This is a genomic window from Rhizobium sp. P2_G2, assembly GCF_056403555.1.
The window spans coordinates 1-20,553 of sequence record NZ_JBFUFF010000024.1; the positions used below are offsets into that span (position 1 = coordinate 1).

Genomic DNA, 20,553 nt, shown 5'->3' on the forward strand with positions numbered 1-20,553 from the left:
TCTTTGTACGACACGCGCCTGCCGGCCCAACAGACGACCCGCTTGAGCCAACAGAATGGCTCCAAATAGATGCGACACGCCCTTGTGCCGTCAAACCCGTAGAGAGTCACGAGTCCATGAGACGACAGAAGCAGAACTGGTTCCGGACATTCGCAGCGACGGCCGTGATCGCCGCATCGGTGCTGGCGCCGATTGGAGAAGCCATGGCTCAAACGCCGTGTTTCCGGGGCATCAATCTTTCAGGCGCCGAGTTCGGCAAGCCGGGTGGCCAGCCATTCAAGGATTATACCTATCCCTCGGCGGAAACCGTCACCTATTTCGCCAGCAAGGGTTTTGACACGATCCGCCTGCCTTTCATGTGGGAACGGCTGCAGCCCAAGCTGATGCAGCCTCTCGATCCGGGCGAGACGAACCGGCTGAAGGAAGCGGTGGCACTGATCCGCTCGCATGACATGCGCGTCATCCTCGACCCGCACAACTATGCCCGGTATCGCGAAAAGGTGGTTGGATCGCCTGATGTGCCGGCTGCGGCCTTCGGCGACTTCTGGGCGCGGCTCGCTTCGCTTTATCCCAATGACAAGGACGTCATCTTCGGGCTGATGAACGAGCCCTACCAGATGCCGATCACCCAATGGCTGAATGCCGCCAATACGGCCACCAGCGCCATTCGCAACCAGGCCCGCGCCAACAATCTTATCCTCGTGCCGGGCACGGCCTGGAGCGGCGCGCATTCCTGGATGAAGCCGATCGACGGCGAGCCGAACGGCGTCGCCATGGCCCGCTTCCAGGATCCGGGCCATAACTTCGCGTTCGAAGTGCACCAATATCTCGACGACGACTTTTCCGGCACGAAGCCGAATTGCTCGCGCGGCAGTGATGCCGTCGAGGCGCTGCGCAAGTTCACAGAGTGGCTGAAGCAGAACGGCTTCCGCGGTTTCCTCGGCGAGTTCGGCGCACCTGCCAAGGCCGGCAAGATGCGCTGCATCGACACGCTGAAATCCATGGTCGGCGTGATCGAGGATAACAAGGATGTCTGGACCGGCTGGACCTATTGGGTCGCCGGCGACTGGTGGCCGGCCGAAGAGCCGCTCAACATCCAGCCGACCAAGGATGGCGACCGGCCGCAACTGGCCGCACTGCAGCCGACGCTCAGCGACTTTTCGGCTGGGGGAAAGGACTGCCCGTCGCTGAATTGACGGCTTTCGCGGCGATTGCGCCTGGCTTGGCCTCGGCACTCCGCCCAAACATCCGGCTCCAAATCGACCGCATCGCGGGAAACTGCACGGCATTCGCCGTGCCGAGCATGAAGAACATGATCGCGGCGGTCTTCACCGAATAGAACGAATTCGAGATGATCAGGATGAGCAGCAGGTAGACGATCATCATCGAATGGAACTGCCAGCCCTGCTTGTCGCGGCAGGGCAGCATCACGAAGGTCGCCCAGATGCCGATGAAACCCAGGACGCCGAACTGGGTCAGCGTATAGGCAAAGCCCGAATCTGACGTGAATTTCTCATAGGTCTCGTAGCCCAGCACCGCGCCTTGCGGCAGCGTGGTGATCAGATGCGCGGTCGACTGCAAGCGGCCGGTGAAATCGTCCGGACCCTGGTTGACGCCGGTGATGATGCCATATGCGGAGAACAGCGACAGCATCAGGAAGGGCACGACCAGCCAGATCTGGCGGGGTATGAGGCGGTAGCAAGGCACGAGCACTGTCATGACGACGCAGGCACCGAGGCCGAAGCGCGCGTCAGCCGAAATGATCAAGATCAGCGCCGAGATGATCAGGAACCAGCGATGTTTGTAGTCGCGGCGAAACAGACCCCAGGCATAGAGGATGGCGCCGTAATTACCCATCGACACTGGTTCGAGGAACACCGAGGAGACACGCTGCTGGCCGAGAAAGGGCAGAAGCGTGCGCGGTTCGGGGCGATTGCCGGAGATGAACAGGCCGCGCGTGGCGCCATAGCTGTCCTGCAGGCTCACGGTGCCGCGCGAGATGTAATAACCCAGCACATTGAACCAATCGAGATAGAGGTCGAGCAGGAAATATTCGAAGGCGGCGAAGACCAGGACGATGATGGCGGAGATCAGCGCCAGCCGGTCGGCGATGCGGATATCCTTCACGCGCGTGCCGAGCACATAGAAGATCACCGGGTTGAGCACATCGCGCAGCGCTTTGAGGTCGGTCTGATGCCGCAATTGGAAGAGGAAGAACATATAGGTGACGAAGATCGCCAGGAAGAGATAGAGCCCGGCGCGCCGATCCGTGGCGGCGAGGAAGGCAGTGCCGGTGACCGCCATCTCACCCAGCATCACATGGCTGTCGGAGACGGCCATGACGCGGGTGTTGACGAAGCAGAGGAAGAGATTGAAGGTCAGGCCGCCGAGCACCGAGGCAAAGGCCGCAAATCGTATGAAACCGCTCAGCGCGCCCTCGTCCTGCCCTTCGGCCGTCAGCGTCGAATCATAGGTGAGCGCCATATCGCCTTTCCTCAGGCTGCCTGTTCGAACAGGATGGTGCCGAGCATCCGGTCCTTGAACGGCGCCAGCGCCTGTATCAGCCCGTCGATCTCATGGTCGGCTTCCGAGCCACTCGCCAGGACGAGAATGCCGTCGGCATTCGACAACAATTCCTCGACGTGGTAGCGGGCCTCGGGTCCGCGGCTGTCGATGATGACATAGTCAGCCCTGCGGTTGCGGTTGGCAAAATTGCGGAACGTCGGCGCCTGCTCGGCCGAAGGGACGACCGGCGAAAGGCGCTGGAATTTCAGCACCGAACCGAGCAGCACGTCGGCCGGAATTGAGCGGTCGCCGGCGCCGGCGCTCTCGCCGGTGGAGAAAATCACGTCTTTGCGCTKATGGTAAAGAGCATCGGCAAGATCGCGCGTGATGCCGCGGGCCGGATTGTCATTGTCCGGAGACAGGACGATGATCAGGGAAGGCATGTCCGACGGCTTCATCGACAGAATGCGATCAACCGTGGCCGAGATACCGGCCGTTCCCATCTCGTCGACCGGCGCCGGCGCTGGCTTCGGGCGTGCATTGGCAAACCTGACCGCCGAAGGTGTCTGCATCGGTGCGACAGGCGTGGCGACGGCAGGCGTTTCGGATATCACCGGTTCCTCCACCGCCACATCCTCGTCGTCCTCGTCGTCCATGACCGGCTCAGCATCGCCACGCACGGTCTTGCGGGTGAACAGCTTGCCCAGCATTTCACGGGCCACAGCGACGCCGCAACCAGCGGCAAAGCCGAACAGGCCGGCGGCGATCAGGATCATGACCTGGGCCAGCTTGGAACTGCCGCCGAGCGCCACGGCCTTGGAGATGACGCGCGAATTGTTGACATTGACCGTGTCGCGCTGGCCCAGTTCTTCGGAACGCGACAGGAAAGCCTTGTAGAGCGCGCGCAAGGTGTCGACCTCGCTTTGCAGTTCACGTGCCTTGATGCCGGCCTCGCTGGTATCGAGGCTCGACCTGGTCAACTGGTCGAGCCGACCTTCGAGCGCCTTCACATTGGCCTGGGCGCGATCGACGCTGCTTTTCAGCGATTGGCGGATGCGGGCCAGTTCCTGCTCGATCGCCTGCCGCATGCCGTCGACCTGCGAACGGGCAGCTCGCATCTGCGGATGGTTGGCGCCGAGATTGGAGGCAAGCTGGTTGGCACCGGCGACCAGATCGGCATAGCGGGCACGCATGTTGCCAAGTGCCGTGGAAGCCAGTGCCTCGGGAATGGCGCCGTCCTGAACCGAGCCCACCGTCAGCGATTGGGCTTGCTCGTAACTCGCCTGCTTGGCGCCGAGATCGGCGCGGGCCGCCAGAAGCTGGGTGTTGACGCCCTGGACCTGCTGGTCGATCACCAGGCCCTGCTGACCGGTCGAGACGAGATCGTGGTCCGCCTTGAATTTTTCCAGTTCCTGCTCCGCCTTGCGGACGCGCATGGCAAGTGTCTGCGCCTGCAGTTCGAAGGCGCCGCTGGCGCGGTTCGAGGCATCGCTGCGTGCCTCATGCACTTTCTTGAGATAGACGGAGGCAATGGTGTTGGCGATCTCGGCACCCTGCGCCGCGTTCGGATGCTTGACGGTCAGGTTGAGGATGAAGGACCCGCCGGCGCGCTCGACCTCGATATGCTTTTGCAGCGAAGCGATGGTGATCGCCTTGGCGAGCGCCTTGTCGGTCGTCGGTCCCTTATAGAGGAACGGATCCTTGGTCAGGTCCAGCTTGTCGATGACATCGCCGAGGATCTCACCGGACTGCATGACATAGATCTGGCTTTCGAGGATCGCCGAATCCTGGGTCTGGGCGGAAGCCTGCGGCACGAGGTCGGGCTGCTCGGCCACGAGGCCCTGCGTATCGACAAAAATATCCGTCTCGACCGGAATGGTCGGCTTGACGGCAACGACATAGGCGGCGCCGATGAGGACGAACAATAGCATCGGCACCAGCACATAGAGCCAGCGCCGCCAAAGAATGCCCGGCAGTTCAAAAATGTCCATTGTCCTGCCCTGTTTTCCTGAACCGGAGCATCTATACGCCGTGCATCCCGCCACGCCACCGAAGCGCCGGCAGCATGCGAGGGACCAGGCCAATCTGGCAAAACATGGTTAACAGCCAGTGAATTCAAACAAATTTGTCGCCCCGCAAAAGACTTCGTTGACCCATTGCGAAACAAGTTCGATCCAGCGCGTGCCCGGACCGGTTCATCGGCGGGACACGTCATCACTTGTTAATATTCATGGCGTCAATACTGCCTCGACCAAAAGCATTTCACCTTTTCCGGGGCCTTTCACACGCGCATGAAACGCATCGAGGACGACGTAGCCACCGGTTTTTCGGGCAGCGGCCCTGTGCCGCCTGCACCGCTGATCGTCCATGTCGTGCGCCAGTTCCTTCCCAATCGCGGTGGGCTGGAGGATGTCGTCTTCAATCTCTGCCGCCAGGCGATTCGGCACGGTTTCCGTATCCGGGTCGTGACCTTGAATTCACTATTCTCCGAGCCCGGCCGCGCGCTGGCGGAACGCGAGACGATCGATGGCATCGAGATCGTGCGCATCCCTTGGAAAGGTTCGAGCCGTTATCCGGTGGCGCCATCGGTGCTCAAGCATATCCGCGATGCCGATCTGGTCCATGTGCACGCGGTCGATTTCTTCTTCGACTTCCTCTCGCTCACCCGATTGGTCCATCGCAAGCCGATGATCGCCACGACACATGGCGGCTTCTTCCATACGAAGCGGTTTGCGGCGATCAAGGCGCTTTGGTTCCGGACGCTGACCCGCCTCTCGGCTTCTGCCTACCATCCCTTGGTCGGCTGCAGTCAATCGGATGTCGAGACATTCCGTCCGATCGCCGGCGGCAATCTCGAACTGATCGAGAACGGTGTCGACACGGCCAAATTCCACGACAGGGCTTTGACGCTGCCTGCAAAGCGATTGATCACGATCGGCCGCTTTTCATCCAACAAGCGTCTTGACCGATTGATAGCAGCGACGCGAACACTGCTCGACGTCGATCCGGAATGGTCGTTGGACATTATAGGCGTGCCCTCGGACCTCACACTCAGCGATGTCACGGCCATGACCAAAGGCATCGAAGCGCAAGTGCGTGTGCATGCCGGGCTCAATAATGGCGCAATCGCGGACCTGATTTCGCAATGCTCGCTTTTCGTCTCCGCCTCCGAATATGAAGGTTTCGGCCTCGTGGCGATCGAGGCAATGAGCGCCGGCCTGCTGCCCGTCCTGCAGGAGAACAGCGCCTATGCGGCGCTCGCCGCACGGCACGGGATGATGAAAGTCGGCGACTTCACCTTTGCCTCGCAAGGCGCAGAGCTGATTCGAAGCGCATGGCGCATGCTTGAGGGCGATCCGGAAAGGATGCGTACGACGCTGATCCATGAGGCTGACGGCTATTCCTGGGAAAAGGTCGCCGAGCGTTATATCCGGCTCTACCGGCAGGTTCTCGTCCAGAAGGCCTGAATGATCAGCATGGTCGCGACCGCTATGGCGGCCATGGAACGATCCGGGGTGATGGCAGGCGCCAGATCGCCTTGCACCATCCACTTCAGCTCCGATGTCATCTTATGGATGGAGATCGCGCCATGACCGGCGATCTTTCCCCCGGCTGGCGATCATATTTGCAGTAATGAATTTCAACTTCACCGGTGATGATTCGCGCCATGAACTCGACGCAAGATTGTGGCTTTTAGTCCTTTTGGCGATTGCATGGTTTGAAGGACCTGATAACGTGCAGACGACACGCGCCTCGCACCGCGCTTCCCCCCAAAGAAAAGACGAAAATGCCCAATTCCGCCCTGTCGCGCCAAGTCGAATCACCGAGGAAACTCAACCCTCGACCCACCTTGTCTCGCGAGGCATGGCTGAATGCTGCCGTCGATGTGCTGGAGCGGCACGGCATCGCCAATGTCAAGATCGACCGGCTGTCGAAACAACTTAAGGTTACGCGCGGCAGCTTTTATTTCCATTTCCAAGGCTTGAACGACCTGCTTGCAAGCATGGTGTATGAGTGGCGGACACGCAACTGCCAACCGTTCCAGCGCCTCGTCATTTCCGAGATCACGGATGGGCTTGCCTTTTTCGACACGGTGGCCGGCATCTGGGTCAAGGAAGATCCGTTCAGCCCGAAGCTCGACCTCGCCATCCGCGACTGGTCGCGGAGCAACCCGGCACTGGCGCGCGAAGTGACCGCGATCGACGACTTGCGCATAGGTCTCTTGAAGCGCTCGTTCCTCGCCATGGGCTATAGCGAGGACGAGAGCACGGTCAGGGCGCGCATCACTTATTTCCATCAGATCGGCTATTACGCTTTGTCGTTCAAGGAGAAGCTCACCGACCGTTTGCGCCTTCAACCGCTTTACGGCGAAGTTCTCGTCGGGCCCTTGGCGAAAAAGCCGGACTAAGAGCCATGCATGCGGATGATCGCCGATGCCGAATTGCGTCTTTAAATCCAGGCACTTGAGCGGATCGGCAGATCATTGCGCGAGACTTAACGCCCCTTTAAACCGCCACATTTAAAGTTCATCGCGTCGTAACATCCAGGCGGAACAGGCGGAAATATAGGCGGCATGGCGGGAAAACCAAGGTCCGGAGGCAGAATCGAGCCCTCTTTCGAGGGTGGCGGCAAACGCAGCCGCAATGACGATCTGCGTGCCGATCCGCGTGACCGGACGGGAAGCCGCAGCAAAAAATCTACTCCGTCACGCTCCAAATCCTCGTCCAGCCGCACACGATCCGGCGGCATCGTCGGCTTCCTCCGCCGCTCGGTCTACTGGATGCTGGTGCTCTGCCTGTGGGGCACCATGGCCGTGGCCGGCGTGGTCATCTATTACGGTGCGAAAATGCCGAGCGCCGAGACCTGGGCCATGCCGAAGCGGCCGCCCAATATCAAGATCGTCGACGTCAACGGCGAACTGCTCGCCAATCGCGGCTCGACCGGCGGCGAGGCAATCCCGCTCGACGCCATGTCGCCCTTTATCCCCGAGGCGGTGATTTCCATCGAGGATCGGCGTTTTTATTCGCATTGGGGTGTCGACCCGATCGGCCTGACACGCGCCATCGTCACCAATATCACGTCTGGACGCGCCGTGCAGGGCGGTTCGACGCTGACCCAGCAGCTTGCCAAGAACATGTTCCTGACGCCCGACCGGACGCTGGAGCGCAAGGTACAGGAAGTGCTGCTCGCCTTCTGGCTGGAAAGCAAATATTCCAAGGACCAGATTCTGGCGATGTACCTGAACCGGGTGTTCTTCGGTGCCAATTCCTATGGCGTCGAAGCGGCCTCGCGGCGCTATTTCAACAAATCGGCGCGTGACCTCAACCTTACGGAAGCAGCAATCCTCGCCGGCCTGCTTAAGGCGCCCTCTGCTTTGTCGCCGGCGAAGAACCCGGAAGGCGCCATGGCCCGCGCCAAGCTGGTGCTCGCCGCCATGGAGCAGGAAGGCTTCATCACCCACGACGAAGAGCAGGCGGCGATCGAAAACAAGCCGCAGAAAGCCAAGAGCTTCTGGACCGGGGCCGAGCACTATGCCGCCGATATGGTGATGGACCAGCTGCCCAGCCTGGTCGGCGACGTCAAGGAAGATGTCGTGGTCGAGACCACGATCGATCGAGGCCTTGAGAAGGACGCCGAGAAAGCCATCCAGGCGACGCTCGACAAGGAAGGCAAGAAGCTCAACGCCTCGCAGGCCGCCCTTGTTTCGATCGACGGCACTGGCTCCATCCGCGCGCTGGTCGGCGGCCGCGACTATGCCCAGAGCCAGTTCAACCGCGCCTTCAAGGCCAAGCGGCAGCCGGGCTCGGCCTTCAAGCCCTTCGTCTATGTCACGGCGCTGGAACGCGGCCTGACGCCGGCATCGGTTCTGGTCGACGGCCCGGTGAGGATCGGCAACTGGACGCCGGAGAATTTCGACAACAAATATCGCGGCTCGGTGACGCTCGCCAATGCGCTGGCGCAATCGCTCAACACGATCGCGGCGCAACTGGTCGCCCAGGTCGGCGCGAAAAATGTCGCCAAGACCGCGCACCGCATGGGCATCGACTCTGACCTGCAGGAGAATGCATCGATCGCGCTCGGCACGTCGGAAGTGTCGCTGGTCGAGCTGACCTCGGCCTATGCACCGTTCATGAATGGCGGCTACAAGGCCAATCCACACATCATCAAGCGCATCACCACCATGTCCGGCAAGGTGCTCTACGAGAATACCGACGACCGGCCACCGAAGGTGCTTTCGCCTGTCATCGCCGCCGAGATGAACCAGATGATGTCGGGCGTGATTCGATATGGGACCGGCAAGAATGCCAAGCTTCCGGGCTGGCAGGTGGCCGGAAAGTCGGGCACGACGCAATCGTTCCGCGATGCACTGTTCGTCGGCTTCACCGCCAACCTGACCACCGGCGTCTGGTTCGGCAACGACGACGGCACATCGATGAAGAAGGTCACGGGCGGCGGGCTGCCGGCCAAGGCCTGGAGCCAGTTCATGATCGCGGCCCACAAGGGCCTGACGCCGGCGCCCCTGCCCGGCCTCAACGCCAACGACGTCGATCCGGGCCTTGTCGCGAATGCGCCCGAAGCCGGCAAAGACAAAGGCCATGACAACCTGTTCGATATGATCAGTCATGTGCTCGGCAATGATGATGCCAAGGCAACACCCGCCATGCAGACCAATGACGGCAAGACCGTGCGGCCGCCGGCTGATGTGACCGACAAGCAGGCTTCCCAGCCGGACAAGAAACAGGACGGCCTGCCGACACAGCAAATCGACGACGTCATCCGCAAGGCGGACCAGACCCAGGATCCGGGTCTGATGCCGCCGGTGGATGTCGGTCAGACGACCGCCACACCGAAGCGCAGCAAGGCCAATTCTACCCTGCTCGACGTTATCATGCAGTAATGTATGTGCCGGCTGGGCAGCCCTGCGCAGCGCAAGCCGGCAAAAGGTGCTGTAATATGCGGAATTGCCAACAGAATTCTTGTCGCGAAGACTGACTTTTGCGTGATTTCACCCATAGAAACGCCTTGCAGAGGCAAATTTGCCTCCTTATATACCCGCCATGAACACGAGCGCATGCAGCTCGCACAATCGCAATGAACCCATCCATCGGGGGTTGCGCGGGAATGCCGGATATCGGGTCCCTGCAGCCTGCTAAAAGGAGAGAAGTAAAAATGGCAAAAGTTATCGGTATCGACCTCGGAACCACCAATTCCTGCGTTGCCATCATGGACGGCAAGGACGCCAAGGTGATCGAAAACTCCGAGGGCGCCCGCACGACGCCGTCGATGGTCGCTTTCACGGAAGACAGCGAACGCCTCGTCGGCCAGCCGGCCAAGCGCCAGGCGGTGACCAACCCGGAAAACACAGTCTTCGCCGTCAAGCGCCTGATCGGCCGCCGCAACGATGATCCGACCGTCGAAAAAGACAAGGGCCTCGTTCCCTACAAGATCATCAAGGCCACCAACGGCGACGCCTGGGTCGAATCCCGCGGCACCGGCTATTCTCCCTCGCAGATCTCGGCGATGATCCTTCAGAAGATGAAGGAAACCGCGGAAGCCTATCTCGGCGAGAAGGTCGAAAAGGCCGTCATCACCGTTCCGGCCTATTTCAACGACGCCCAGCGCCAGGCCACCAAGGATGCCGGCAAGATCGCCGGCCTTGAAGTGCTGCGCATCATCAACGAGCCGACTGCCGCAGCCCTTGCCTATGGCCTCGACAAGCGGGAAGGCAAGACGATCGCTGTCTACGACTTGGGCGGTGGCACGTTCGATATCTCGGTTCTCGAAATCGGCGACGGCGTCTTCGAAGTGAAGTCCACCAATGGCGACACTTTCCTCGGCGGTGAAGACTTCGACATGCGCCTGGTCGAATATCTTGCTGCCGAATTCAAGAAGGAACAGGGCATCGAGCTCAAGAATGACAAGCTCGCTTTGCAGCGCCTGAAGGAAGCTGCCGAAAAGGCCAAGATCGAGCTCTCGTCCTCGCAGCAGACCGAAATCAACCTGCCGTTCATCACGGCGGACGCGACCGGTCCGAAGCACCTGACGATGAAGCTGACTCGCGCCAAGTTCGAAAGCCTGGTCGACGATCTCGTCCAGCGCACGGTCGCACCTTGCAAGGCCGCGCTCAAGGATGCCGGCGTCACTGCCGCCGAGATCGACGAAGTGGTCCTGGTCGGCGGCATGAGCCGCATGCCGAAGGTGCAGGAAGTCGTCAAGCAGCTGTTCGGCAAGGAGCCGCACAAGGGTGTCAACCCGGATGAAGTGGTCGCCATGGGCGCCGCCATCCAGGCCGGCGTTCTGCAGGGCGACGTCAAGGACGTGCTGCTGCTCGACGTGACCCCGCTGTCGCTCGGCATCGAAACGCTCGGTGGCGTCTTCACCCGCCTGATCGACCGCAACACGACGATCCCGACGAAGAAGAGCCAGGTGTTCTCGACTGCCGAAGACGCCCAGCAGGCCGTGACCATCCGCGTCGCCCAGGGCGAGCGCGAAATGGCCTCCGACAACAAGCTGCTCGGCCAGTTCGACCTGGTCGGCATCCCGCCGGCGCCGCGCGGCGTGCCGCAGATCGAAGTCACCTTCGACATCGACGCCAACGGCATCGTCAACGTTTCGGCCAAGGACAAGGGCACCGGCAAGGAGCACCAGATTCGCATCCAGGCCTCCGGTGGTCTCTCCGACGCCGACATCGAAAAGATGGTCAAGGATGCCGAAGCCAATGCCGAAGGCGACAAGAAGCGCCGCGAGGGTGTCGAAGCCCGCAACACCGCCGAAAGCCTGATCCACTCGACCGAGAAGTCGCTCAAGGATTACGGCGACAAGGTCGGCCAGGCTGACCGCGACGCCATCACCGGTGCGCTCGAAAACCTGAAGTCGGCCATTGCCGGCGCGGATATCGATGCCGACGACGTCAAGGCCAAGACCCAGACGCTTCTCGAAGTCTCGATGAAGCTCGGCCAGGCCATGTACGAAGCCCAGCAGGCCGAAGGCGGCGCTGCCGGCGGCCAGGAAGCCGACGACGGTGTCGTCGACGCAGACTACGAAGACATCAGCGACGACAAGAAAAAGTCGGCCTGATTCACGCGAACCCGAAAGGCCTGCAAGGAAGCCCCTTGCAGGCCTCTTCGAATCTGCCATTCTCCGATCTCGGCGCGGGGGAAACGGAATGGCTTTCCAGTCGAGTGGATGTGATACGCGTTCGCGTATGGTTTTTTGAATATGGCCAAAGCTGATTTTTATGAAACGCTCGGCGTGAGCAAGACGGCGGACGAAAAGGAGCTCAAGGGCGCCTTCCGCAAGCTCGCGATGCAGTGGCACCCCGACAAAAACCCGGGCGATGCCGCCGCCGAAAGGAAATTCAAGGAAATCAACGAGGCTTACGAGATGCTCAAGGACCCGCAAAAGCGGGCTGCCTATGACCGTTTCGGCCACGCCGCCTTCGAACAGGGCGGCCCAGGAGGTCCCGGCGCCGGCTTCTCGGGCGCGGGCGGCTTTTCAGACATTTTCGAGGACATTTTCGGCGAGATGATGGGTGGCCGCCGTCGCGGCGGTGGCGGCTCTCAAGGTCGCGAGCGCGGCGAAGACCTACGCTACAATATGGAAATCACCCTCGAGGAAGCTTTTTCGGGCAAGATCGCACAGATCCGCGTCCCCTCCTCGATCACCTGCGATGTCTGCAGCGGCTCCGGCGCCAAGCCCGGCACGAAGCCGACCTCCTGCCCGACCTGCCACGGCTCGGGCCGCGTGCGCGCGACGCAGGGCTTCTTCTCGATCGAACGCACCTGCCCCACCTGTCAGGGCCGCGGCCAGACGATCTCCGACCCCTGCGGCAAGTGCCACGGCCAGGGCCGCGTCACCGAGGAACGGTCGCTGCAGGTCAATATACCCGAGGGCATCGAAGACGGCACACGCATCCGCCTGCAGAGCGAAGGCGAAGCCGGCTTGCGCGGCGGCCCATCCGGCGACCTCTACATCTTCATGTCGGTCAGGCCGCATTCCTTCTACAAGCGTGACGGCGCTGATCTCTATTGCACCGTGACGATCCCCATGGTGACGGCGGCTCTGGGCGGCAAGTTCGAGATTTCGACGCTTGACGGCACGAAGTCACGCGTCACCGTGCCGGAGGGCACGCCAACCGGCAAGCAGTTCCGCCTCAAGGGCAAGGGCATGCCGGTGCTGCGCTCGCACCAGACCGGCGATCTCTATGTGCAGATCGTTGTCGAGACGCCGCAGAAGCTGACCAAGCGCCAGCGCGAACTCTTGGAAGAATTCCAGAAGATTTCATCGAAGGAGAACAATCCAGATTCCACAGGCTTCTTCGCCAAGATGAAGGATTTCTTCGATACCTTGAGCGACTGATCGGCGCGGCCGTTTTCGAATTCGGCGAAGAGTTTTGCAGCGAGACAGCTCTCATGACTGTCTCGCTGTTTCATTGTGGAACTCCCGCTTTCGCCAGAAAATGACGGAAATGTTCCACGTCTTCATGTCGTCGATACGGCGCCTGCTGTGGACTGGTCCAATGGGAAATCGTCACTCTCGAATCGATCTCTCGCGCCGTGTCGAGGGTTTGCCTGGCGTCGTTGACCTGATCCAAAGCCGCATAGCTTGCGGCAAGGTAGAGTCGAGCGAGAGCCGTTTCCAGCGACGGAAGAGCCTCAAACGTCGCAACGGCCTTTTCATAGAGCCGGGCGTCAAAATAGATTGCCCCCAGCTGGAGGCTGTACCATGAAGGGTAGTGAGGGTTTAGCCGAATAGCGCGTAAAGCAAGCTCTATGGCATCCTTGGCACGACCAGCGTAACTCAAACACCAAGCCATGTCGCTGAGCACATCGGCATCGTTTGGATTGAGCGCGATGGCATGTTCGAATTCAGTGATTGCACGATCATGCTGTCGCTGATTGACGTAGCAACCAGCCCGCGCCCAGTGTCCCCAAGGCTCATCATCATCGGAAACGACTGCTCGATTCGCAAATTCCCAGGCGAGCTCCCATGAACGCTCTTCCGAGCTACTCCAGCCATACAAGACATCGATGATGTGGGTCCATGCAAGCTTTGCCAGTGCTTTGGCATATTGCGGGTCGAGTTGTATCGTCTCGAGGAAGAGCTCCCTCGCATGAACAACACTTTCCCTTGTAAACAAATCGAAGCTCTGCATTCCCAGTAGAAAACGGTCGAACGCCTGGAAACTTCGGACGCCCGCGCGATCGGGCCTGCCCTCCCAGGCCTTGGAGATGCGCCCGCCATAACCCGAAGCGAGAGTGCCAACGATCGTCTCAGCAATTTCATCCTGAACGGCAAAAATGTCTTCGACTTGGCGGTCGTATCGGCCGGCCCACAGATGCTTGCCCGTAGCAGCTTCAATGAGCTGCGCAGTGACGCGGACACGGTCTGCGGTTCGTTGCACACTGCCTTCCAGAATGTACCGGGCGCCCAGTTGCAAACCAATCTTGTCGATGCTGATCGCCTTGCCGCGGTAGGCGAAGGTGGAATTTCGAGCAATGATTGATAGATCTCGGAAGCGAGACAAGTTGGTGATGATATTCTCTGTGATACCATCGGCGAAATATTGTTGCCCCGGCACCTCGCTCATATTATCGAAAGGCAAAACCGCAACCACGGGCTTTTCATGGAACGGGGCTGCTTTATTGGAGCCGCTGTTCCGATCGATCGAATAGGTGCGGTAGGCAGCAACGGGACGCACGATATTCTTGAGCGATATTTCGCCGAGATCTTCAAATTCGGCTGTCACGCTTGCGTCGAGTTCTCTGATCACGCTCTCCGAAACGGCAGATGCCGCCGGCTGGTGAGAGCGGCTCCAGGCGTGCAGCAATGTTCACGCCCTCGCCATAGATGTCGCCGTCCTCCTCAAGCACGTCGCCGACGTTGATCCCAATTCGAAGAACGATCTGTATTCCCGACACAAGAGCTGCATTGGCTTCCGTCATCCGCTTCTGCAGTTCCAGCGCGCTTTCCACCGCTTCGGTGGCATTTGGGAATTCCACGAGGGCGCCATCCCCCATATACTTGACGATGAGCCCGCGGTATTTTTGCAGGACCGGCTCCAGCACATTCTCCCGCCGGCTTCGCCAGGTATTTAATGTATCGACCTCGTTTTCTCCCACAAGTCTCGAATATCCGACAATGTCGATCACCATGATCGCGGCAAGCCGGCGCTTTGCGGGATATTCGCTCACCACGCGTGATCCTCAAGAGGCCCTCGGTGAGAAAGAGATTATCGAATATCATCTCATGTGAACAGGCAGGTGGATCGTGAATTCTTCCTTGCTTCCGCAGGGCAAAGCGGAAGCTGAATCGGCGAAGTTGCGCGCCGCCAAGCAGGTGAAGACAGCAATACTCTGCGCAGCGGCCGACGCGATACTTTCCTACCCGCTAACGCAAGAGCGTGGGATAAGGAAGTCCAGGTGGAGCTTCACCTCAACCACCGGAATGCGGGTCGATGCTATAGGGATGCACGGGATAGCCAGGACCGATGGCGTCTTTCACGCGCCCAAGCCAGGCCTCGAACGCCGGATAATCCGTGGAAGCGACGCCGCAATCGGCGACCAAGTGACTGTAGGCATAGACCGCGAGGTCAGCGATCGAAAATTCCATTCCAACCAGAAACGGCACTGCTTTCAAGCTGCGTTCCAAAGCTCCGAGAGCACGGGCGATGGCCTCGCGCTTACCCGCGACCATTGCCTGGTTGCGCTCAAGTCGTCCGGTCAAGGTCCAGAACCGCAGCGAACCGATTGTCGGCTCGACGTGATATTGTTCGAAGAACAGCCATTGCATGACTTTGGCGTTGAGATAGCGGTCCTCCGGCAGGAAGCGCGTCCCCTCGGCCAGATAGACAAGGATCGCGTTTGACTCCGCGATCGTGCGCCCATCCTCAAGACCAAGTGCGGGAACTGCGCCGGCCGGGTTGATATCCAGAAACGCTTCGGTCCGGCTTTCGCCTTCGAAGATCGATATCGGCCGGCTGTCATGGGGGATGCCGAGCAGCCCAAGCAAAACCCGTGCCTTCCAGCCATTCTGGGATGGCAGATAATCATAGAGCGTGAGCATGAAGATCCTTTCGCGGTGACGGGATGAAGTTCACATAAAGCTTGGGCACCCGCCACCCGATTCCTGTACCGACCCCAGAGATTACAGCGCCGTTTCTTCATCGTTTCTTGAGGATGATTCGCATCGAAACGCGACAGACTTACTCTCAGCCGCTCGATTTTAGGTTTCCATAATATCTCGCCGATAGCGTCGGACCATCTGTGAGCAGAAGGTTTTGCCGTGCGCGAACACTACAGAAGATTCAGGGCCGAGATATTGCAGCGGGGAATCCCCCGCTCGCGCCGCACATTCATGCCGGGCGCCCCGGTCGAGGTTGCCGGCTATCTTTCCATGACCGCAGGTGTTGGCGAGTCAGCGCGGCTCAATGCCGATGCCTTGGCTCGAGCGGGTATTCCTGTCCGTCTCGCCGATCTCAGCACGCATCTGGACGAGAAGCGCGATGTCGAGTGGAGGATGCCTGCATTGAGCAGCGAAGCACCCGGACAGCGCATCCTGCATCTCAATCCGCCAATGTTGCCGCGCGGCATCCTGAAACTCGGGCTGGGCGCCTTCCTGCGCGCCTACAATATCGGCTACTGGGCCTGGGAACTCGAAGTCATCCCCTCCGAATGGCGACATGCCTTGCGGTATATGAACGCCGTCTTCGTGCCGTCGGAATTCACCCGCAGCGCGATTGCCGGCCACACGGCCCTGCCCGTCATCACCGTGCCGCATCCGGTCGCAGAGCGCCAGGCGGCGTCCGGTATTCGGGCGCAGTTCGGCATTCCGGCCGACGCCTTTCTGGTCAGCAGCATTTTCAGCGCCGGCTCGTCGATCAACCGCAAGAATCCGGAAGCGGTGCTCAAGGCTTTCGCGCAGTTCGCCGCAAAGCGGCCGGATGCGCATCTCCTCATGAAGGCAAGCGGCAATCCGGCCGGCGACGAGCGGCTGCGCGCCGTGCTCGAGGCCGCAGCCAGGATCGGCAATGTCCGCATCGTCACCGAAAATTTACCAAGCTCGGTGATCGCGGGCATTATCGGCCAGTCCGATGTCTATATCTCGCTGCATCGCTCGGAAGGTTTCGGACTGACCGTCGCTGAGGCCATTCTCGCCGGAACACCCGTGGTGTCGACCGGCTGGTCCGGCACGGTGGATTTCTGCGATCCCGAGAATACGTGGAACACGTCTTACACGCTCATCCCGGTGGTCGATACGCATCCGGAATTCGTCAAGCTCGCCGGTGCCCGCTGGGCCGATCCGAACGCCGAGCATGCAGCCCAGCAGCTCGCCGAGATCGCCCGCGATGCGGAAGCAGCCAAATGGCGGACCGGGCGGGCACGGGATTTTCTCCGCCGCTACCTGGCGGAACGGACCTACGAGAAGGCCCTGCAGCAACTTGCCGCGTGAAACGGCACACAGGCTAAATTTAACAATTGCCAAGTACCGGTTTGTTCAAACCAATTTTGGCAAGATGCATGGATGGAACCGATAATGTCGAACGGCATCATTGCGAACTCGATCGTCAACGCGCTGGCGGGCTTCATGCTGCTGATCACCGGCTTTGCCTCGGCGATCATAACCGCGCGCCTGCTCGGTCCGGAGGCCAACGGCATCATCGCCTTTTCGCTATGGCTGGTCGTGTCAGGTGCTTCGATTGCCGAACTCGGCTCTTCCATCATGCTGCTCAAGATGATGCCGCAGCTCAAAGCGGAAGGCTATAACGAGCACCGCCGTCGCGGCTTTGCCGCCATCCTGATCACGCCGACGCTGTTTGCCGTGCTCGCGCTGCTCGCTATCTATGCCGTCTTTTTCCTCACCTCGGAACGGTTTCATTGGTCGGGTGCCACGGCACCCTCGGTGGCGCTGGTGACCGGCATACTTTTCGTCATCCAAGCGATCGGTTCGTTTTCTAAATTCTACCTGATCGGCGAAAAACGGCTCGGCAGTTTCTTCAAGCTCACTGTCGTCGTTTCGCTGTTCCAGATCGGCGGCGTGCTGTTCGGTTCGCTCTATCACGGCGTCGAGGGCGCCCTGATCGGCTATGCCGCCGGCCAGGTCGTGCTTTTCGTGGCCACGCTGCCGATCATCTTCGCGGCACGCGATGCTTGCGACGTGCCACGCAACTATCTCACCTCGTCGTCACTGTTCATCTCGCTGCAGTTCATCGTCGAAGCGATCTTCCTCAACCGGCTCGAACTGCTGTTTCTGCAGCAATTCTGGTCGGTGAAGATGGTCGGCTTCTACGCCGCGGGCCTGTCGATCTCCAACATGGCGCTGCAGGTGCCGATCCAGCTGACCGGCAGTCTGCTGCCCTACTATTCGGAACGTCGCCACGAGGCCGGCGGCACAGGGCTGTCGCCCTCGGTCATTGCCGGCGTCACCCGCAGCCTTTCCTATATCACCCTGCCGATGAGCATCGGACTGGCGGCCATCGCCCAGGAACTTGTCGTCACCGTATTCGGCTCGGCTTTCCGCGAGGCGGGAACGACGGTGGCGCTCCTGGCGCTCGCCTCGCCTGGTGCTGCCTTCATGCAGACGCTCAGCCTCTATCTGCTCTCGCAGGATCGTGCCAAGGAAAGGCTGGTCATCAGCCTCGTCGCAGGCACGCTTCTGGTCGCCGGCTGCCTGGGAACCGTGCCATTCCTTGCGGGCGAGGGCGCGGCTGCCGTTCGTGTCGTCGTCTTTATCGTCATGTGCATGCTGATGATCCGTTTTCTCAAATTCGGCAGCGAACTTCATCCGCTCTATTTCAGCCTGTTCAAGGTCGGGCTCGCTTCGGCAGCCTGCGGCGCTGCTGCTTTCGCCGTCCTCCAGGTCCACGGCGGGCCGATCGGCCTGGTGCTTGCGATCATTGCCGGAGCGATCGTCTACATTCCGGCGCTCAGGCTCTTCCGGGCCGTGCCGGAGGAGGACGCGGAACTTATCCGCCGCAGCACCGCCCGGCTTGGCCGGCTGCGGCGCGTGGCCGAACGGATCATCGATTTCGTTTCGCCACGCCGGCCGGAGCCAGCGCCCCAGAACCCCATGCGCCGTGCGCCGGGTGTGAACGCCACGGTCGAAGGCGCCGGCCGCGCCGCGGCACTTCCCATCTTTTTCTCCGGCACGATAGGTCATTTCATGCCGGAGGATTCCGCGGCTCGCCGGGATGCCGCCGTGCTGCTGCTCAGCCCCTGGGGCTATGACGAGATGTGCCTGAGGAAATCCTATCGCATCCTTGCCGAACGGCTCGCTGCCGCCGGTATTCCGAGCCTGCGCTTCGACTATCCCGGCACCGGCGATGCGATCGACGGAACCGACTTTTCCGCCGGCCTCGCCGTCTGGGAAGCGTCAGCACGCGACGCCGCAGCAAGGCTCAAGGAGCTCGCACATACCGATCGCATCATCCTGGTCGGCCAGGGCATAGGGGCTACGATCGCGCACCGGATCGCCGGGGATATCGAAGGCGTGACCGCCGTCGGCATGCTGGCGCCGGTGCTGAACGGCCGCAGCTATCTGCGCGAAGTGGGTTTCAGGGCCCGTTTCATCTACGAGGATCTCGGTCTCAAGGACAGCCACCGCGAGGTCGAAGGTGTGTCCGTCGCCGGCCTGCGCATGCCGGACGAGATCGCTGTGGATATTCGCAAGATCGCCATCACCGCAGATGAACCACATGCGCCGCATTACCTGGTTATCGAGCGGCCGGTGAAGATGAACGACACCGGTTTCACCGATGCGCTGCGAGCGGCCGGCGTCGATGCGCGGCAACAGGAATATGTCGGCTATGACGGGCTAATGACCATGCCGCTGACGGCGCTTGAACCAATGTGGGTCATCGAGAGCCTCGTCGACTGGGCCGGATCGCTGGCTCCCACTGACAAAAGCGGCAAGGCTTCGGAGCGCACCCTGCCCGATCAGACCATGGCCGGTTCCGGCTATGTCGAACACGCCGTCCGCTTCGGCGCCCACAACAATCTCACCGGTATCGTCAGCCTGCCGGACGGCGGCCGGCCGGGCGGGGCCTCGGTGCTGTTGCTGCCGACGGCCTATGACCGGCGTTCTGGCTGGGGTGGCACGACGGTCAATATCGCCCGCGATCTGGCACGCCGCGGCATTGCCTCGCTGCGCTTCGATTCCGCCAATGTTGCCGACAGTCCGCCATCGCCAGAAGCGCCGGAGCGCGTGCTCTATTCCTATACCCAGAGCCGGGATGCCACCGCCGCACTCGACGTGCTCGAATCCTTCCGACCCGGCCCGTTGATGGTGGCCGGGCGCTGCAGCGGCGGCTATGTCGCCTTCCGCAGCGGCCTGCGCGACAAGCGCGTGTCGGCCATCGTCGCCGTCAACCCGTTCGTCTTCTACTGGGACCCGGCGGTGAAGGTGCCTGAGGACATCAGCGTCGTGCCGCGCAGCCTCAACGACTACGGCACGCGTTTCACCCGGCTGGAGACGCTGAAGCGGCTTGTCAACGGCGAGGTCCATGTGCGCGCCGCGATCCGCAACATGACGGTCGCGATGTGGCGGCGTCTTTCTTTCCGCGCAGCACCCCTGCTCATGTATCTTCCGGGTCGGCATGTCGTCGCCAGGGAAGTGAAGCGCTCGTTTGCTGCCTATGAGCATGATCAGGTTCCGATCACGGTCATGTATAGTGAAGCCGATGTCGGTCTTGAACATCTCTATTTCCACTTCGGTGCCAATGGCCGCAAGCTCAGCCGCTACAAGAACGTCCAGCTGATCTTCATGCCCGAGACCGATCACAACCTGACGCCGCCGGCGGCCCGGCAACGCCTGTTCGACGAGATCTTCAGACTGGCGAGCCGTCCGCCCCGATCAGAGCAGCACGGCGATGCGCCCCAGCATCAGAACGAGGAACGCGTCAGCGTGCAGGCGACGTAACAGGTTGCGTTTCTTGACGTCCCGCCAGAGTCGACTACGGTCATGTTCGGTCGGCTCTGGCGATTCCCTCGCTCGGCGAAATGACAGGGACGACCATTGTCGTAACAAGGCGGACTTCCCCGCCCCTTTCAG

At 60.8% G+C, this 20,553-nt stretch carries 13 protein-coding genes; 8 read left to right on the plus strand and 5 right to left on the minus strand.

Going from position 1 to position 20,553, the window contains the following annotated elements:
• The first annotated feature begins 116 nt into the window (after positions 1-116).
• Entirely contained in the window at positions 117-1,196 is a 1,080-nt protein-coding gene (locus tag AC1D06_RS18325) for a glycoside hydrolase family 5 protein (RefSeq protein ID WP_477987354.1), read from the plus strand.
• Here AC1D06_RS18325 and AC1D06_RS18330 read toward each other — a convergent pair.
• Positions 1,150-2,484: a UDP-phosphate alpha N-acetylglucosaminyltransferase gene (locus AC1D06_RS18330; RefSeq protein ID WP_477881328.1), complete on the minus strand. Its 1,335-nt coding sequence runs from the start codon at positions 2,482-2,484 to the stop codon at positions 1,150-1,152. The two genes, AC1D06_RS18325 and AC1D06_RS18330, sit on opposite strands and share 47 nt — an antisense overlap.
• An 11-nt stretch (positions 2,485-2,495) precedes the next feature.
• On the minus strand, positions 2,496-4,496 hold the full coding sequence (locus AC1D06_RS18335; protein WP_477987355.1) for a GumC family protein: 2,001 nt from the start codon (positions 4,494-4,496) through the stop codon (positions 2,496-2,498).
• A gap of 300 nt (positions 4,497-4,796) precedes the next feature.
• Between AC1D06_RS18335 and AC1D06_RS18340 the strand changes: the two genes are divergently transcribed.
• The 5 genes from AC1D06_RS18340 (at position 4,797) to dnaJ (ending at position 12,864) form a co-directional block, all read left to right on the plus strand.
• The gene (locus tag AC1D06_RS18340) at positions 4,797-5,972 is read left to right on the plus strand and encodes a glycosyltransferase family 4 protein (protein WP_477881331.1); all 1,176 of its coding nucleotides are present in this window, start codon (positions 4,797-4,799) and stop codon (positions 5,970-5,972) included.
• Positions 5,973-6,292: 320 nt separating this feature from the next.
• Complete coding sequence (locus AC1D06_RS18345) at positions 6,293-6,913, plus strand: TetR/AcrR family transcriptional regulator (RefSeq protein WP_477881332.1); 621 nt, start codon at positions 6,293-6,295, stop codon at positions 6,911-6,913.
• Between the two features lie 165 nt (positions 6,914-7,078).
• Complete coding sequence (locus tag AC1D06_RS18350; protein ID WP_477881333.1) at positions 7,079-9,403, plus strand: transglycosylase domain-containing protein; 2,325 nt, start codon at positions 7,079-7,081, stop codon at positions 9,401-9,403.
• Positions 9,404-9,675: 272 nt separating this feature from the next.
• Positions 9,676-11,583, plus strand: a complete 1,908-nt coding sequence (dnaK, locus tag AC1D06_RS18355) for a molecular chaperone DnaK (RefSeq protein ID WP_477881334.1) — start codon at positions 9,676-9,678, stop codon at positions 11,581-11,583.
• 141 nt (positions 11,584-11,724) lie between these two features.
• On the plus strand, positions 11,725-12,864 hold the full coding sequence (gene dnaJ / locus AC1D06_RS18360) for a molecular chaperone DnaJ (RefSeq protein WP_477881336.1): 1,140 nt from the start codon (positions 11,725-11,727) through the stop codon (positions 12,862-12,864).
• 70 nt (positions 12,865-12,934) lie between these two features.
• On the opposite strand, the gene AC1D06_RS18365 is transcribed toward dnaJ, so the two are convergent.
• From AC1D06_RS18365 to AC1D06_RS18375, 3 genes are all read right to left on the minus strand, one after another.
• Positions 12,935-14,278 (minus strand): tetratricopeptide repeat protein, encoded by a 1,344-nt coding sequence (locus tag AC1D06_RS18365; RefSeq protein WP_477987357.1) that lies wholly within the window; start codon positions 14,276-14,278, stop codon positions 12,935-12,937.
• Positions 14,238-14,699 (minus strand): adenylate/guanylate cyclase domain-containing protein, encoded by a 462-nt coding sequence (locus AC1D06_RS18370; protein ID WP_477987358.1) that lies wholly within the window; start codon positions 14,697-14,699, stop codon positions 14,238-14,240. Before AC1D06_RS18370 ends, AC1D06_RS18365 begins: the two co-directional genes overlap by 41 nt.
• Positions 14,700-14,940: 241 nt before the next feature.
• A complete protein-coding gene (locus tag AC1D06_RS18375; protein ID WP_477987359.1) occupies positions 14,941-15,570 on the minus strand; it encodes a glutathione S-transferase family protein in 630 nt (209 codons plus the stop codon).
• Between the two features lie 219 nt (positions 15,571-15,789).
• Between AC1D06_RS18375 and AC1D06_RS18380 the strand changes: the two genes are divergently transcribed.
• Positions 15,790-16,956 carry a glycosyltransferase family 4 protein gene (locus AC1D06_RS18380; RefSeq protein WP_477987360.1) on the plus strand — a complete coding sequence of 389 codons (1,167 nt, stop codon included), beginning with the start codon at positions 15,790-15,792 and terminating at the stop codon, positions 16,954-16,956.
• An 84-nt stretch (positions 16,957-17,040) separates the two neighbouring features.
• Positions 17,041-20,421 carry an oligosaccharide flippase family protein gene (locus tag AC1D06_RS18385; RefSeq protein WP_477881348.1) on the plus strand — a complete coding sequence of 1,127 codons (3,381 nt, stop codon included), beginning with the start codon at positions 17,041-17,043 and terminating at the stop codon, positions 20,419-20,421.
• The last annotated feature ends 132 nt before the right edge of the window (positions 20,422-20,553 follow it).